Raw genomic sequence first — 15,821 nt, forward strand, 5'->3', positions numbered from 1 at the left:
TCCCTCTCCCTCGGGAGAGGGCTGGGGTGAGGGGCTATGGTATCTAGTACAAAAAACCTCCCCAGCCGAACACCCACAAAAAAGCCCACAAATTCGTGGGCTTTTCTCTTGCAGCTTGCAGCTCGAAACTTGCAGCTGCTCCTTAAACGTAAAACGACTTCAGCGGCGGGAAGCCATTGAACTCGACCGCGCTGTAACTGGTGGTATACGCACCGGTCGACAACCAGTACAGACGATCACCAATCGCCAGGTTCAGCGGCAGGCCATACTTGTAGTTCTCGTACATGATGTCGGCGCTGTCGCAGGTCGGGCCGGCGATCACGACTTCTTCCATCTCGCCTTTCTTCTCGGTCCAGATCGGGAACTTGATCGCTTCGTCCATGGTTTCGATCAGGCCGGAGAACTTGCCCACATCGGTGTACACCCAGCGCTCGACGGCAGTGCGCGACTTGCGCGCAACCAGTACCACTTCGCTGACCAGAATACCGGCGTTGGCAATCAGCGAACGGCCTGGCTCCAGAATGATTTCCGGCAGGTCGTCACCGAAGTCTTCTTTCAGGAAGCGGATGATCTCTTCGGCGTAGGTTTCCAGGCTGTTGGTGCGGGTGATGTAGTTGGCCGGGAAGCCGCCGCCCATGTTGATCAGCTTCAGGTGAATGCCGTCTTCTTCTTTCAGGCGTTCGAAGATCACTTTGACCTTGGCGATCGCCGCGTCCCAGACGCTGATGTCGCGCTGTTGCGAGCCGACGTGGAACGAGATGCCATACGGCACCAGACCCAGGTCGCGGGCGAGGATCAGCAGGTCCATGGCCATGTCGGTCTGGCAGCCGAACTTGCGCGACAGTGGCCAGTCAGCGGTGGTCGAGCCTTCAGTGAGGATGCGCACATAGACTTTCGAACCCGGTGCAGCCTTGGCGATGTTGCGCAGGTCGGCTTCGGAGTCGGTGGAGAACAGACGCACGCCCTTCTCGTAGAAGTAGCGGATGTCCTTGGATTTCTTGATGGTGTTGCCGTAGCTGATACGGTCCGGGCTGACACCGCGATCCATGACTTTGTCCAGCTCGTAGATCGAGGCAATGTCGAAGCTCGAACCCTTGTCTTTGAGCAGGTCGATGATCTCGACGGCCGGGTTGGCCTTGACCGCGTAGTAGACCTTGGCGAATTCGAAACCGGCGCGCAGGTCATCGTAGGCCTGGGCGATCATCGCGGTGTCGATCACCACGAACGGGGTTTCCTGTTTGTCGGCGAACGCCTTCATTTTGTCGAATGTAGCGCGCGCGAAATAGTCTTCGACCTGGATCGACATGCTGGGTGCTCCTATGGGCAAACTCGTAAAAACAATGGGTGCATGAACGCCCTCCGTATCCCCACTTTGGTTCGCCTACTTCCCAAGGCATTGCCGCCGAAAGCAAAAAGGCCTGGGGATGTGCAGCTGTCCCTTGGCCTCGCTGTCTCGTCGTCAGTACTTGAGCCGGATGGATCGTTTCCAGCATGGACGTTCGGCGCGAACTTTAGGGCGTGAGGGGCGCGAGATCAACTAAAAATGTCGCGTTTTTGCACGCTTCTGACGTGCGTCGCGTTCATCACTCCTTCTACCCGACCGAGATGACGGGCAGATGTTCCCGGCGAATTTTCGAGTGTTAAAAATACCTGCACGTTCGCGGCTTTTGTCCGCTAGATCGCGGGTAAGTGCGATAGCGGCAACATCGGCGACGTTGGCGGCGATAGATGGGTGGGAGGGGGATTTTGGCTGTTTGGGACGGAGTTTTTCAGGCGCTCTCTGAATATCATATGTTGAGATTCTTTTCCGCCTGATGAGTGAAGAAAAAATCATTCGGATCCTGTGGGAGCGAGCTTGCTCGCGAAGGCATTTTCACAGTCGACATCGTTATCGACTGATATTTCGCTTTCGCGAGCAAGCTCGCTCCCACAGGGCCTGTATTTTTAGGCGACGACGGTTTCAGCCGGCGAGACGATACTGGTCTTCATCCCCCGCGAACGTCCCGAGCTCAGGTAAGCCGCGATCGACTCCTGCGTCACCTCGCCGAGGAATACCCGTTCGGCATCCATCACCGGCAGCCAGGCGCGGTTGAACTCGTACATGCGCGACAGCAGGATGCGCAGGTGCTCGTCGTACGCTGCGGTGGCGTTGAACTCACGAAGGAATTGCGCGCAGGTGCCGGTCTGGCGGTGCAGGTCGCGACGGCGCACGTAACCCAGTGCCTTGTTCTCGGCGCAGGTGACCACCACGTAGCGACGGTCATGTTCGTCCATCAACTCCAGCGCATCGGCCACTGGTGTTTCCGGGCTGACCGACGGCGCGTTGTCAGCCGCGTCTTCGGCTTTCACCAACAGCAGGCGTTTGAGCGTGCTGTCCTGGCCGACGAAGTTGCTGACGAAATCATCCGCCGGATGCGCCAGCAGGGTGTCCGGATGGTCGATCTGCAGCAGCTTGCCGGCGCGGAAAATGGCGATCTTGTCGCCCAGCTTGATCGCTTCGTCGATGTCGTGGCTGACCATGATCACGGTCTTGTTCAGCGCGCGCTGCATCTCGAAGAATTCGTTCTGGATCATCTCGCGGTTGATCGGGTCGACCGCGCCAAACGGCTCGTCCATCAACAGGAGCGGGGCGTCAGCCGCAAGCGCACGAATCACGCCGATACGCTGTTGCTGACCACCGGACAATTCACGCGGGTAGCGATGCAGATACTGCTTGGGCTCGAGCTTGATCATGCTCATCAGTTCGCGGGCGCGGTCGTGGCATTTCTGTTTGTCCCAGCCGAGCAGTTTCGGCACCACGACGATGTTCTCTTCGATGGTCATGTTCGGGAACAGACCGATCTGCTGAATCACGTAGCCGATGTTGCGGCGCAGGGTTACTTCGTCGAGATCGGTGGTGTCTTCGCCGTTGATGAGGATCTTGCCCGAGGTCGGTTTGATCAGGCGATTGATCATTTTCAGCGTGGTGCTTTTGCCGCAACCCGATGGCCCGAGGAACACGCAGATCTCGCCTTCATTGACGGTCAGGCTTACCGAGTCCACGGCTTTGACATCTTTGCCGTTGCTTTGGAAAGTTTTGCTGAGGTTTTGAAGTTCGATCATTTCAGGAGTCCTTTTGGAGTCAACGAGCGTTGCAGCCATTGGAGAAACAGGTCGGCGAAAATCGCCAGAAGACTGACCAGCAGCGCGCCGACGATAAGCATCGACATGTCACTGCGGCTGATGGAGGCGAGGATCAATACACCGAGGCCGCCGGCGCCGATGGTCGCGGCGATGGTCATCACGCCGATGTTCATCACCACGGCGGTGCGCACGCCGGCAAGAATCACCGGCACCGCGATCGGCAGCTCAACCATGCGCAGGCGCTGGCCGAAGGTCATGCCGATGCCGCGCGCGGCTTCGCGGATGCCCGGCTCGACGCCGGTGAGGGCGAGGTAGGTGTTGCGCATGATCGGCAGCAGCGAATAAAGGAACACGGCGGTGATTGCCGGCAGCGGCCCCAGGCCTTGGCCGAACTTGGAGTAGAACGGCAGCAGCAGACCGAACAGGGCAATCGACGGCACGGTCAGCAGCACCGTGGCGCTGGCTTGCAGCGGCCCGGCGAGGGTGGGAAAACGCGTCATCAGGATGCCCAGCGGCACGCCGATGACGATCGCCAGGGTCACGGCGATGCCGACCAGGGTGATGTGCTGCCAGGTCAGGTGCATTACCTGCTGCCAGTCGAGATGGGAAAAGGCGTTCAGAAATTCCATGACTTCTCCTCTCTTAATTCAGTGGGTGCTGGCGCAGGAAATCGGCGGCAACGGACGATGGGCTCTCGTGGTCGACGTCGACCCGCGCGTTGAGCTGGCGCATGGTTTCGTCGTCGAACAGTTCGGCGAGCGGCTTGAGTTGCTCGGCCAGTTTCGGGTTGGCGTCCAGCGTGGCCTGACGCACCACGGGAGCGGCGGTGTAGTCGGGGAAGTAATGCTTGTCGTCTTCCAGCAATTTCAGGCCGAAGGCATTGAGGCGGCCATCGGTGGTGTAGACCAGACCGGCAAACACCTGACCGTTGCGTAGCGCGGTGTAGACCAGGCCGGCATCCATCTGGCGGATGTTCTTGCGGGTCAGGTTCATGTCGTAGAGTTTGACCATGCCGTCGAGACCGTCAGAGCGGTTGGCGAACTCGGTATCCAGGGCCACCAGGTGGTTGGTCTTGGCCTCGGCGCGCAGCACTTCGTTGAGCTGGCTGATATTGCCGATCTGCGGGTATTGCTCGGCGACTTTTTTCGGCAAAGCGAGGGCGTAGGTGTTGCTGAACTTCGAAGGCGTCAGCCAGACCAGGCCTTTTTTCGCGTCGAGTTCTTTGACCCGGGCGTAGGACTGCGCGCTGTCGAGTTTCTCGGTGACATGGTTATAGGCCACCAGCGACACGCCGGTGTATTCCCAGAGCAGGTCCAACTGGCCGCTTTCGTGGGCGCTGCGGGCAAGGTTGCTGCCCAGGCCGCCGGTGATCTGCGCGTCGTAGCCTTTGCTGCGCAGGTATTGCGCGGTGATTTCGGCGAGCAGGGTCTGCTCGGTGAAAACCCGGGCGCCGAGGCGGATGACCGGTTTTTCAGCGGCTTGCGCGATTCCTGCGAACAGCAGGACGCAGCCTAAGATCAAGCTAAGTCGTTTCATAAATATTCCTTCGCAAAGCCTTAAGACGGGCGCAGACCGCGTTCCAGCCAGAGACGGCTGGCGAGGGTGACCACGCCATCGAGCAGCAGCGCCAACAGCGCGGTGCACGCAGCGCCGAGCAGCAGTTGCGGCTGATTGTTCAGGGCGATGCCGGGGAAGATCAGGCTGCCGAGGCTGTTGGCGCCGATCAGGAACGCCAGCGGCGCGGTGCCGACGTTGATTGCCAGTGCGACCCGCACGCCACCGACGATGATCGGCACGGCGTTGGGCAATTCGACTTTCCACAGCACTTGGCGCGGGGTCATGCCGATGCCGACTGCGGCTTCTTTCAGCGAGCCCTGCACATTTTTCAGGCCTTCATAGGTGTTGCGCACGATCGGCAACAGCGAGGCGAGGAACAGGGCGAAGATTGCCGGGCCACTGCCGATGCCGAGGATGCCCAGTGCAATCGCGAGCACGGCCAGCGGTGGCACGGTGTTGCCGATATTGAAGATCTGCATGAAGCGTTCGGCGCGGCCGACCATGCTCGGGCGGCTGAGGAAGATACCGGCGGGGATGCCCACGACGAGGGCGGCCAGCATGGAAGCGAGGACGAGAATCAGATGAGCTTGCAGGTAAAACAACAAATCGTCGCGGTAGTGTTCGATCGTGTTGATGCCGATCCAGTGGACCAGCAGGGCCAGGAGCGCGATCACCACCGCACCTCCCATCAGCCCTTTGCCATAGCGGATAGCCACAGGCGGACTCCTTTTTTTGTAGTCGGCGAGCGCAGTCCCGTGTGGCATGCCAAGCCTTGGCTGCCGGGAGCGTCGTTCGCGAAAAGTAGCCGTTTTTCAGAGCCGGCAAAGCGGTCTGAAAGCGAGCCATGAGCGCAGCCTCGTCAGGCTAACTTGCTGATTTTTCAGCCCCTGACGAAAGTTCGTAACAGGGGATGGACGTCTCCGTGCTTTAAAAGGTTCCCACGTTAGACACTATTTGGCCACCCTGTTGGAGCTGCCGAAGGCTGCGATCTTTTGACTTTGCTGCTGAAAACAAGATCAAAAGATCGCAGCCTTCGGCAGCTCCTACGGGGTTTTGCGCGGCCGAGGGACGGTGGTTTGGCGATCACTTTTTAAGCTATACTCGCCGCCCTTTTTTGAATCACCGCCAGGCGATTTCCCATGACCCAACAGGCCGCCGAAGTCGCGAAACGCCGCACTTTCGCCATTATTTCCCACCCCGATGCCGGTAAAACCACGATCACCGAAAAGCTCCTGTTGATGGGCAAGGCGATTGCAGTGGCCGGTACGGTGAAATCCCGTAAATCCGATCGCCATGCGACATCCGACTGGATGGAGATGGAGAAGCAGCGGGGTATTTCCATTACCACGTCGGTCATGCAGTTCCCCTATCGCGAACACATGATCAACCTGCTCGACACCCCGGGTCACGAAGACTTCTCCGAAGACACCTACCGCACCCTGACAGCGGTGGACTCGGCCTTGATGGTGCTCGACGGCGGTAAGGGTGTAGAGCCACGGACCATTGCGCTGATGGACGTCTGCCGTCTGCGTGACACGCCGATCGTCAGCTTCATCAACAAGCTCGACCGTGACATTCGCGACCCGATCGAACTGCTCGACGAGATCGAAGCCGTTCTGAAAATCAAGGCGGCGCCGATCACCTGGCCGATCGGTTGCTACCGCGATTTCAAGGGCGTGTATCACCTGGCCGACGACTACATCATCGTCTACACCGCCGGTCACGGTCACGAGCGCACCGAAACCAAGATCATCGAGAAACTCGACTCTGACGAGGCGCGCGCGCACCTGGGCGATGAGTACGAGCGCTTCATCGAACAGCTGGAACTGGTGCAGGGCGCCTGCCACGAATTCAACCAGCAGGAATTCCTCGACGGCCAGTTGACCCCGGTGTTCTTCGGTACCGCGCTGGGCAACTTCGGTGTCGACCATGTGCTCGATGCTGTCGTCGATTGGGCGCCGCGTCCGCTGGCCCGTGTGGCCAACGAGCGCACTGTCGAGCCGGTGGAAGAGAAGTTCTCGGGCTTCATCTTCAAGATCCAGGCGAACATGGACCCGAAACACCGCGACCGCATCGCCTTCATGCGTATCTGCTCCGGCAAGTACGAAAAAGGCATGAAGATGCGCCACGTGCGTACCGGCAAGGACGTGCGCATCGGCGACGCCCTGACGTTCTTCTCCTCCGAGCGTGAACAGCTCGAAGAAGCCTACGCTGGCGACATCATCGGTCTGCACAACCACGGCACGATCCAGATTGGCGACACCTTCAGCGAAGGCGAAGTCCTCGGTTTCACCGGTATTCCGCACTTCGCCCCGGAACTGTTCCGTCGCGTGCGTCTGCGTGATCCGCTGAAATCCAAGCAGTTGCGTCAGGGCTTGCAGCAGTTGGCGGAAGAGGGCGCGACGCAGGTGTTCTTCCCCGAGCGCAGCAACGACATCATTCTCGGCGCTGTCGGTGTGCTGCAGTTCGATGTGGTCGCCAGCCGTTTGAAAGAGGAATACAAGGTCGAGTGCTCGTATGAGCCGATCACCGTGTATTCGGCGCGCTGGATCGAGTGTGACGACAAGAAGAAGCTTGAGGAATTCTCCAACAAGGCGGTGGAGAACCTCGCGCTGGATGGCGGTGGTCACCTGACTTACCTGGCGCCGACGCGGGTGAATCTGGCGTTGATGGAAGAGCGCTGGCCGGATGTGAAATTCCGCGCGACGCGTGAGCATCATTAAGGTTTGAGGTGTTTTTCTGAAAGCCCCTGAGGTGTAGGCCTTGGGGGCTTTTTTATGGGCTGCCGGTTTTGCTCTTGGCGGCCGTTGGGCCGACCAGGCTGTTGGGGTTTTGGTTGAATATCCTTTGCTGCGGGTGCTGCGGCTGGCGGTTTCGCCCTTACGGCGACTTACTTTTTTACAAGCGCCTAAAAAAGTAAGCAAAAAACGCTTGCTCCTACGTTCGGCCCTCGCAGGCTCGGGTTCCTTCGCTCCGGGATCGATCCGGGCGCAGCGGCTACGGTTTGCTTCGCTGCACCTCCTTCCGCTGTGTTCGACTGCGTCGAACGGTCGCTACGCTCCCACCCCCGAATCAATCCCTCCACTCAGCCTTCCGACGTCGCCGGTGGATCAAGATCAAGAGCACTCGAGCTTGCGCTCATTGTTGAGTGGGGCGGCTTCGCCGCGGGCAGCTGCGCTGCTTTGCTTTTCTGTGGGAGCGAGCCTGCTCGCGATGGCGGCCTGACAGCCGACCTGTTTCTTGAGGTCGTCCCCAATCCAATTGTGGGAGCGAGCTTGCTCGCGAAAGCGGCCTGACAGCCGGCCTGTTTCTGAATAGGTGCGCGGTCAAATTGTAGGAGCTAGCCTGCTCGCGAAAGCGGCCTGACTGCCGGCCTGTTTCTGAGGAGGTACGCGGTCAAATTGTAGGAGTGAGCCTGCTCGCGAAGGCGGCCTGACAGCCGGCCTGTTTCTGAGGAGGTACGCGGTCAAATTGTGGGAGCGAGCCTGCTCGCGAAGGCAATCTGCGAGCCGACGATTTTCTGTTTGATGCACTCAATCCAATTCGGTCGTTGAAGACTGCGAGCCTGAAAAGCAAGGTCAAAAGTTCTCAGCCTGCGACATTTCCTACAGCGTGTTGTAGGGCGGTTCCTTTTTCCCGTGTTTTGGATGTGCTGGTATGCGACAACCGCCATGTTGACCGGTAGTGTTCCAGTCCCTGCAAGTCGTTCGAAGAGGTCAATGGAGTGACAAGTCGGCTGAATCCCCTGCTGCTTCTTAAAGGCTATTTCACCCCCATGGCCTGGGTCCTCGCGGCTCTGTTGTTCATCAACCGCCTCAGCGCCATGGTCAAGCTGTTCATGGCGCTGTACCTGCGTCAGGAGCTGGGCCTGGCGATTGAAACCGTGGGCTGGTTGCTTTCGGCCTATGGCGCCGGGCTGCTGGTCGGTTCGATGCTCGGTGGCTGGCTCAGTGATCATGTGCGCACGGCGCGGCTGACGGCGGCGCTGTTTTTCGTTTCGGTGTGGGTGCTGATGCTGTTGGGGCTGGTGACGCAGGTGCCGTGGCTGGCCGGTTTGTTGTTGCTCAGCGGTGTCATCGACGGCGCGATTCGGACGTTGCATCAGCGCCTGATCATGGAGTATTGCGAGGTCGCGCAACGCTCGCGTGCGCAGGCTCTGAGCCGGGTCGCGCGTAATCTGGGCATGGCCGCTGCCGGGGTGGCCGGTGGGGTGTTGGCGCAGGCGGATTTTCGTTGGGTATTTTTTGCCAGTGCGGCGATGACGATGCTGGCGTTGCTGTGGTTCGTGCGCACGACGTGGTGGCGGCCGGTGCTGGTGGTTGAAGACGAATCGACCGATGGCTCAAGCCTGCCGTATCGCGACAAGCCGTTCCTCTGGCTGCTGGCGGCGACGGCCGTGCTCGGCATCGCGTTCGACACGGTGTACAGCACGCTTGGCAATTATCTGCGTGATTACTACCACCTGAGCACCGAAGCGATCGGTTGGCAGTTCGGGCTCAATGCGCTGTTGGTGATCGCTTTGCAAATCCCGCTGTCGCACTCGGTCGAGCGTTGGGGCTCGCGTTGGCAAATGATCGTCGGCAGTGTGCTGTTGGCCTGCGGATTGGGCATGTTGCCGTTCGGTTCCGGCTTGGCTTTTGTCTGTCTGTCGACACTGATCTGGACGCTGGGCGAGGCCTTGTTCATGCCGCCGTTGAATGTACTGGCGATGCAGTTTGCCCAGAGCGGCAAGAGCGGTCAGTACTTCGGCTTGTTCTTCATGAGCTGGAGTGCCAGCGCGCTGTTGTCCCCGGTGCTCAGTGGGCAGCTCTATGGCGAGTTTGGCGGGCACAGCGTCTGGGTGATGAGTGCGCTGCTGGTGTTGATCTCCATTCCACTGACCTGGCAGGCCACGCGCGGCGCTTAGCTGATTCGGTTATCGGGGTTATTCGAAAGCAATCTGGCGATCGATGGCATTTCTGCCTGCGCGGTCGCGTCCTAAGTGGTGAGCCGGTCGGATCGCAACTAGATTTCACACGGAGCCAGTCCGGCAAGCATGTCTTAGCGCAACAGGATGGAGTCGGCCATGAAAAGCAGATTGCTACGGTTTTTGATGTTGTTGAAAGTGATGGTGATGCTGTCCCTCGGCACCGCAACGGCTTGGGCCGAGTGCGAGGATCACGAATCTCAGGCGTTCAATGGGCAGGTCGGGCATAGCGGGCTGATGCTGGCCAAGTCCGAGTCGGAGCCGGGGGATATGAATCAGGGTGGCAGCGCCGATGACGACGACTCGACCACGGACGATCCGGATACCGATGACCCGGATGACGAAGGCGATAGCCAGACGTAGATCGCCGGGCAAAGAAAAACCCCTTGGGCCTCGACTGATGCGCAATCGAGGTGGAAGGGGTTTTGTTATCGCATGAATTCTTGAATCAACACGAACTCCCTGTGGGAGCGAGCCTGCTCGCGAAAGCGTCATTTCAGTCGACAATGTTGGTGACTGTTACACCGCATTCGCGAGCAGGCTCGCTCCCACATGAGATATTTCGTGGGCCTACGCCGCGCCGTCGAGGAATTGCTCGGCGTAGTGGCAAGCCACCTGCCGATTATCCAGTTCACGCAACAACGGCTCTTCCGTGGTGCAACGCTCGGTGGCGTACGGGCAGCGTTTGTGGAAAGCACAGCCCGGTGGCGGGTTCAGCGGGTTGGGCAGTTCGCCGACGATCTTGATTTTCGGCTTGTTCGGGTCCGGGTGAATCGTCGGGGTCGCCGACAGCAGCGCTTGGGTGTACGGATGCAGCGGGCGCTCGTAGATGTCGTTTTTCGGTCCCAGTTCTACCGGGCGGCCGAGGTACATCACCATCACGTCATCGGCCACGTGCTGCACCACCGCCAGGTTGTGCGAGATAAACACGTAGGCGGTGTTGAACTCCTGCTGCAAATCCATGAACAGGTTCAGCACCTGGGCCTGAATCGACACGTCCAGCGCCGAAGTCGGTTCGTCCGCCACCAGCACTTTCGGTTGCAACATCATTGCCCGCGCCAGAGCGATACGCTGGCGCTGACCGCCGGAGAACATGTGCGGATAGCGCTGGTAATGCTCAGGGCGCAAGCCGACCTGCTTCATCATCGCCTGGACTTTCTCGCGACGCTCGGTGGCCGACAGCTTGGTGTTGATCAGCAGCGGCTCGGCCAGTTGATCACCGATTTTCTGCCGTGGGTTCAACGACGCGTACGGGCTCTGAAACACCATCTGTACGTCTTTGCGCAGTTGCTTGCGCTCGGCCTTGTCAGCGCCGGCAACTTCCTGACCGGCGATCTGCAGCGAGCCCGACGACGGCTCTTCGATCAGCGTCAGGGCGCGGGCGAGAGTGGATTTGCCGCAGCCGGATTCGCCTACCACGGCAAGGGTCTTGCCGGCTTCCAGTTCGAAAGACACGCCGTTGAGCGCGCGCACGGTGGCGTGGCCCTTGAACAGGCCACGGGAGACTTCGTAGTGACGGGTCAGGTCGCGGGCGGTAAGTACGACGGCCATTACGCCACCTCCTGGTTCAGCGGGTAGAAGCAGCGGGCGAGGCTGTTGGCTTTCGGATCAAGGCCCGGACGCTGGGTGCGGCAGTTGTCCTGCACGTACGGGCAGCGCGGCGACAGCAGGCAACCCTGCGGACGGTCGTAGCGGCCCGGGACGATGCCCGGCAAGGTCGACAGGCGTGAGGCGCCGAGGCTGTGCTCGGGAATCGCCTTGAGCAGCGCTTCGCTGTACGGGTGCGCCGGGATGTCGAACAGTTGCGGCACCTGACCGACTTCAACCGCCTGGCCGGCATACATCACGCAGACGCGCTGGGCGGTTTCCGCCACGACCGCGAGGTCGTGAGTGATCAGCACCAGGCCCATGTTCTGCTCTTTCTGCAACGCCAGCAGCAGATCCATGATCTGCGCCTGAATCGTCACGTCCAGCGCGGTGGTCGGTTCGTCGGCGATCAACAGTTTCGGCTCGCCGGCAATCGCCATGGCGATCGCGACACGCTGGCTCATACCGCCCGACAGTTGATGCGGGTAGGCGTCCATACGGCTGGCGGCGCCGGGAATTTCGACTTTTTCCAGCAGTTCGATGGCACGCTTGCGCGCTTGCTTGCCGGACATTTTCAGGTGCAGGCGCAGCACTTCCTCGATCTGGAAACCGACGGTGTAGCTCGGGTTCAGCGCGGTCATCGGGTCCTGGAAGACCATCGACAGGTCTTTGCCGACGATCTGCCGACGCTGACGATTGCTCAGCTTGAGCATGTCCTTGCCGTCGAAGCTGAGCGAGTCGGCGGTGACGATGCCGGGATGCTCGATCAGGCCCATCAGCGCCATCATGGTCACGGATTTACCCGAACCCGACTCGCCAACGATGGCCAGTACTTCGCCCTTGTCGACCTTGAGGTCTAGGCCGTCGACCACCGGGGTCGCGGTCTTGTCGCCGAAGCGGACGTTGAGATTCTTGATTTCTAGCAGTGACATTTGAATCTCCTCAGGCGGCGTTCTTGAGTTTCGGGTCCAGCGCATCGCGCAGGCCGTCGCCCATCAAGTTGATTGCCAGCACGCTGAGCAAAATGGTCAGACCAGGCAGACTTACCACCCACCAGGCGCGTTCGATGTAGTCGCGGGCCGAGGCCAGCATGGTGCCCCACTCAGGGGTTGGCGGTTGTACGCCGAGGCCGAGGAAGCCCAGTGCAGCGGCATCGAGAATCGCCGAAGAAAAGCTCAGGGTTGCCTGCACGATCAGCGGCGCCATGCAGTTGGGCAGCACGGTGATGAACATCAGGCGCGGCAGACCGGCACCGGCCAGACGCGCGGCGGTGACGTAGTCGCGGTTCAGTTCGCCCATGACGGCAGCACGGGTCAGACGCACGTAGGACGGCAGGGAAACCACGGCAATCGCGATCACGGTGTTGATCAGGCCAGGGCCGAGGATGGCGACGATCGCCACGGCCAGCAGCAGCGATGGCAGGGCGAGCATGATGTCCATCAGACGCATGATGGTCGGGCCGACCACTTTCGGGAAGAAACCGGCGAACAGACCCAGCAGGATCCCCGGAATCAACGACATCACCACCGACGACAAGCCGATCAGCAGCGACAGGCGCGAACCCTGGATCAGACGCGACAGCAGGTCACGGCCGAGTTCGTCGGTGCCGAGCAGGAACTGCATCTGCCCGCCTTCGAGCCACGCCGGCGGCGTCAGCAGGAAGTCACGGTATTGCTCGCTCGGGTTATGCGGCGCGACCCACGGCGCGAAGATCGCGCAGAAAATGATCAGCAGCATGAACAGCAGGCCGGCAACGGCGCCCTTGTTCTTCGAGAACGCTTGCCAGAATTCTTTGTACGGCGACGGGTACAGCAGGCTTTGATCCACGGCGGACGTGGCGGTGGCTACTGAGGATGTTGGAGTGCTCATGGGTATTGACCTCAGCGCTGATGACGGATGCGTGGGTTGGCAAAGCCGTAGAGGATGTCCACCACGAAGTTGACCAGAATCACCAGGCAGGCGATTAACAGGATGCCGTTTTGCACCACCGGATAGTCCCGGGCGCCGATGGCTTCGATCAGCCATTTACCGATGCCGGGCCAGGAGAAGATGGTTTCGGTCAGGACCGCACCGGCCAGCAGCGTGCCGACCTGCAGGCCGACCACGGTCAGCACCGGAATCAGCGCATTGCGCAGACCGTGCACGAACACCACGCGCGACGGCGACAGGCCTTTGGCCTTGGCGGTGCGGATGTAGTCTTCGCGCAGCACTTCGAGCATCGACGAACGGGTCATCCGCGCGATTACCGCCAGCGGAATGGTGCCGAGCACGATCGCCGGCAGGATCAGGTGATGCAGGGCGTCGAAGAACGCGCCGACGTCATCGGCCAGCAGCGTGTCGATCAGCATGAAGCCGGTTTTCGGCTCGATGTCATACAGCAGGTCGATGCGCCCGGACACCGGAGTCCAGCCCAGGCTCACCGAGAAGAACATGATCAGGATCAGGCCCCACCAGAAGATCGGCATCGAATAGCCCGCGAGCGAGATGCCCATCACCCCGTGGTCGAACAGCGATCCTCGTTTGAGTGCCGCGATCACCCCGGCCAGAAGCCCGAGGATGCCAGCGAACAGCAGGGCGGCCATGGACAGTTCCAGGGTCGCCGGGAAAAGAGAGGTGAACTCGGTCCACACGCTTTCACGGGTACGCAACGACTCACCGAGATCGCCTTGAGCCAGTTTGCCGATGTAGTCCAGATACTGGGCATACAGCGGCTTGTTCAGCCCCAGGCGTTCCATTGCCTGAGCGTGCATTTCGGGGTCGACCCGACGTTCGCCCATCATCACTTCCACGGGGTCGCCCGGAATCATGCGAATCAACGCGAAAGTCAGCAAGGTGATGCCGAAAAACGTGGGGATCAACAACCCCAGTCGGCGGGCAATAAAACTAAACATCTTGTGTGGTACCTCATCAGCCGGTTAGGCGTGCCCGGTGTTCCATAGGTCAGGAGCACCGGGCGTTTCTTATCTACTTCACCTGGGTGGTGGCGAAGTTATTAGTGGTGAGAGGGCTGATGTGGTAGCCCTCTACATTGTTGCGCATTGCAGTGAACATCCGAGTATGGGCCATGCTGATCCATGGCTGGTCCTGATTAAACAGCACTTGAGCCTGTTCGTAGAGCGCGGCGCGTTCGGCCGGATCTACTTTAGCCCGCGCTTCATCCAGCAGTGCCTGGAATTTCTCGTTGCACCAGCGTGCGTAGTTTTCGCCGTTCTTGGCGGCCTCGCAACTGAGCATAGGCGTCAGGAAGTTATCCGGGTCGCCGTTGTCGCCCGCCCATCCGGCCGAAACCATGTCGTGCTCGCCGGCCTTGGCGCGCTTGAGCATTTCGCCCCATTCCATCACGCGGATGTCGATCTTGATCCCGACTTTAGCCAGGTCAGCCTGCATCATCTGCGCACCGAGCATCGGGTTGGGGTTGGTCGGACCGCCGCCGTTGCGGGTGAACAGGGTGAAGGTGGTGCCTTCCGGAACCCCGGCTTCCTTGAGCAGCGCGCGCGCCTTGTCGAGGTCGCGTGGCGGGTTCTTCAGGTCATGGTTGTAGCCGAGCAGGGTCGGCGGGTACGGGTTGACCGCCACCGACGCGTTGCCCTTGCCGAACAGTGCGTTGACGTAGGCTTCCTTGTCGAACGCGATGTCGATGGCTTTGCGCACGCGTACGTCGCTCATGTACTTGTGCTGGGTGTTCATGGCGATGTACGAAACGGTCATCGCGTCCAGCTCGTCGACTTTCAGCTTGCTGTCTTTCTTGATGCTCGGGATGTCATCCGGTTTCGGATACAGCGCGATCTGGCACTCGTTGGCCTTGAGCTTTTGCAGGCGCACGTTGTTGTCGGTGGCGATCGCCAGGATCAACGCGTCGGCCGGTGGCTTGCCACGGAAGTAATCCGGGTTGGCCTTGAAGCGCACCTGGGCATCCTTGGCGTAGCGCTGGAAGATGAACGGGCCGGTGCCGATCGGCTTGTTGTTCAGGTCGCCAGTCTTGTTGGCCTTGAGCAACTGGTCGGCGTACTCGGCCGGGTAGATCGACGAGAACGCCATGGCGATGTCGGCCAGGAACGGCGCTTCGCGACGGGTCAGGGTGAACTTGACTGTGTTGTCGTCGACTTTTTCTACGCTTTTGAGCAGTTCCTTGAAGCCCATGCTCTCAAAGTACGGGAAGCCCACGCTCGACAGTTTGTGCCACGGGTGATTCGGGTCCAGCTGACGCTGGAAGCTCCAGACCACGTCGTCGGCGTTCATGTCGCGGGTCGGCTTGAAATATTCGGTGGTGTGAAACTTGACGCCTTTGCGCAGGTGGAACGTGTAGGTCAGGCCGTCTTCGCTGATGTCCCAAGACTCGGCGAGCGCCGGGATCACTTCGGTGGTGCCGGGCTTGAAATCGGCCAGGCGATTGAAGATGGTTTCGGCCACAGCGTCCGCCGTGACTGCAGTTGTGTACTGGACCATATCGAAGCCTTCCGGGCTGGCTTCGGTGCAGACCACCAAGGGTTTGGCCGAGGCGCCGACAGCGACACTCAGCAACGCAGCCGCGATGGCCGCACGTAGGGGAAGCATTTTCATCGATAACCCTCTGCAATCGGTTGAAGAC

The 15,821-nt window shown here is 60.1% G+C and carries 13 protein-coding genes; 3 read left to right on the top strand and 10 right to left on the bottom strand.

Features of this window, described 5'->3' with window-relative positions; translation table 11 throughout:
- Positions 1-142 precede the first annotated feature (142 nt).
- The 5 genes from AAEZ10_RS19255 to AAEZ10_RS19275 form a co-directional block, all read right to left on the bottom strand.
- Positions 143-1,306: a type III PLP-dependent enzyme gene (locus AAEZ10_RS19255; protein WP_016771733.1), complete on the bottom strand. Its 1,164-nt coding sequence runs from the start codon at positions 1,304-1,306 to the stop codon at positions 143-145.
- A 638-nt stretch (positions 1,307-1,944) separates the two neighbouring features.
- Positions 1,945-3,102, bottom strand: coding sequence for an osmoprotectant ABC transporter ATP-binding protein OsmV (locus AAEZ10_RS19260; RefSeq protein ID WP_016771732.1), 1,158 nt, complete (start codon positions 3,100-3,102; stop codon positions 1,945-1,947).
- Positions 3,099-3,752, bottom strand: a complete 654-nt coding sequence (locus tag AAEZ10_RS19265) for an ABC transporter permease (protein ID WP_039759484.1) — start codon at positions 3,750-3,752, stop codon at positions 3,099-3,101. Before AAEZ10_RS19265 ends, AAEZ10_RS19260 begins: the two co-directional genes overlap by 4 nt.
- Before the next feature lie 13 nt (positions 3,753-3,765).
- Entirely contained in the window at positions 3,766-4,659 is an 894-nt protein-coding gene (locus AAEZ10_RS19270; RefSeq protein ID WP_016771730.1) for a glycine betaine ABC transporter substrate-binding protein, read from the bottom strand.
- Between the two features lie 20 nt (positions 4,660-4,679).
- Positions 4,680-5,369 (bottom strand): ABC transporter permease, encoded by a 690-nt coding sequence (locus AAEZ10_RS19275; protein ID WP_166554532.1) that lies wholly within the window; start codon positions 5,367-5,369, stop codon positions 4,680-4,682.
- A 450-nt stretch (positions 5,370-5,819) separates the two neighbouring features.
- On the opposite strand from AAEZ10_RS19275, the gene AAEZ10_RS19280 reads away from it, so the two are divergent.
- From AAEZ10_RS19280 to AAEZ10_RS19290, 3 genes are all read left to right on the top strand, one after another.
- Positions 5,820-7,403: a peptide chain release factor 3 gene (locus AAEZ10_RS19280; protein ID WP_016771727.1), complete on the top strand. Its 1,584-nt coding sequence runs from the start codon at positions 5,820-5,822 to the stop codon at positions 7,401-7,403.
- A gap of 1,001 nt (positions 7,404-8,404) precedes the next feature.
- Positions 8,405-9,586, top strand: a complete 1,182-nt coding sequence (locus AAEZ10_RS19285; protein WP_479685216.1) for an MFS transporter — start codon at positions 8,405-8,407, stop codon at positions 9,584-9,586.
- Between the two features lie 159 nt (positions 9,587-9,745).
- Positions 9,746-10,009, top strand: a complete 264-nt coding sequence (locus tag AAEZ10_RS19290; RefSeq protein ID WP_339100552.1) for a hypothetical protein — start codon at positions 9,746-9,748, stop codon at positions 10,007-10,009.
- Positions 10,010-10,216: 207 nt separating this feature from the next.
- Here the strand turns inward: AAEZ10_RS19290 and AAEZ10_RS19300 are convergent, their stop codons facing one another.
- The 5 genes from AAEZ10_RS19300 to AAEZ10_RS19320 all read right to left on the bottom strand — a co-directional run bounded on the left by AAEZ10_RS19300 (position 10,217) and on the right by AAEZ10_RS19320 (position 15,793).
- Complete coding sequence (locus tag AAEZ10_RS19300) at positions 10,217-11,197, bottom strand: peptide ABC transporter ATP-binding protein (RefSeq protein ID WP_016771723.1); 981 nt, start codon at positions 11,195-11,197, stop codon at positions 10,217-10,219.
- On the bottom strand, positions 11,197-12,165 hold the full coding sequence (locus AAEZ10_RS19305) for an ABC transporter ATP-binding protein (RefSeq protein ID WP_016771722.1): 969 nt from the start codon (positions 12,163-12,165) through the stop codon (positions 11,197-11,199). The genes AAEZ10_RS19300 and AAEZ10_RS19305 overlap by 1 nt, the downstream gene beginning before the upstream one ends.
- Before the next feature lie 10 nt (positions 12,166-12,175).
- Positions 12,176-13,102, bottom strand: coding sequence for an ABC transporter permease subunit (locus AAEZ10_RS19310; RefSeq protein WP_016771721.1), 927 nt, complete (start codon positions 13,100-13,102; stop codon positions 12,176-12,178).
- An 11-nt stretch (positions 13,103-13,113) separates the two neighbouring features.
- Positions 13,114-14,124 (bottom strand): ABC transporter permease subunit, encoded by a 1,011-nt coding sequence (locus AAEZ10_RS19315; protein ID WP_016771720.1) that lies wholly within the window; start codon positions 14,122-14,124, stop codon positions 13,114-13,116.
- 73 nt (positions 14,125-14,197) lie between these two features.
- A complete protein-coding gene (locus AAEZ10_RS19320; protein ID WP_073473823.1) occupies positions 14,198-15,793 on the bottom strand; it encodes an ABC transporter substrate-binding protein in 1,596 nt (531 codons plus the stop codon).
- Positions 15,794-15,821 lie beyond the last annotated feature (28 nt).

The organism is Pseudomonas sp. H26/SER47-MNA-CIBAN-0231, assembly GCF_040310465.1.
Taxonomy (GTDB): Bacteria; Pseudomonadota; Gammaproteobacteria; order Pseudomonadales; family Pseudomonadaceae; genus Aquipseudomonas; species Aquipseudomonas atacamensis.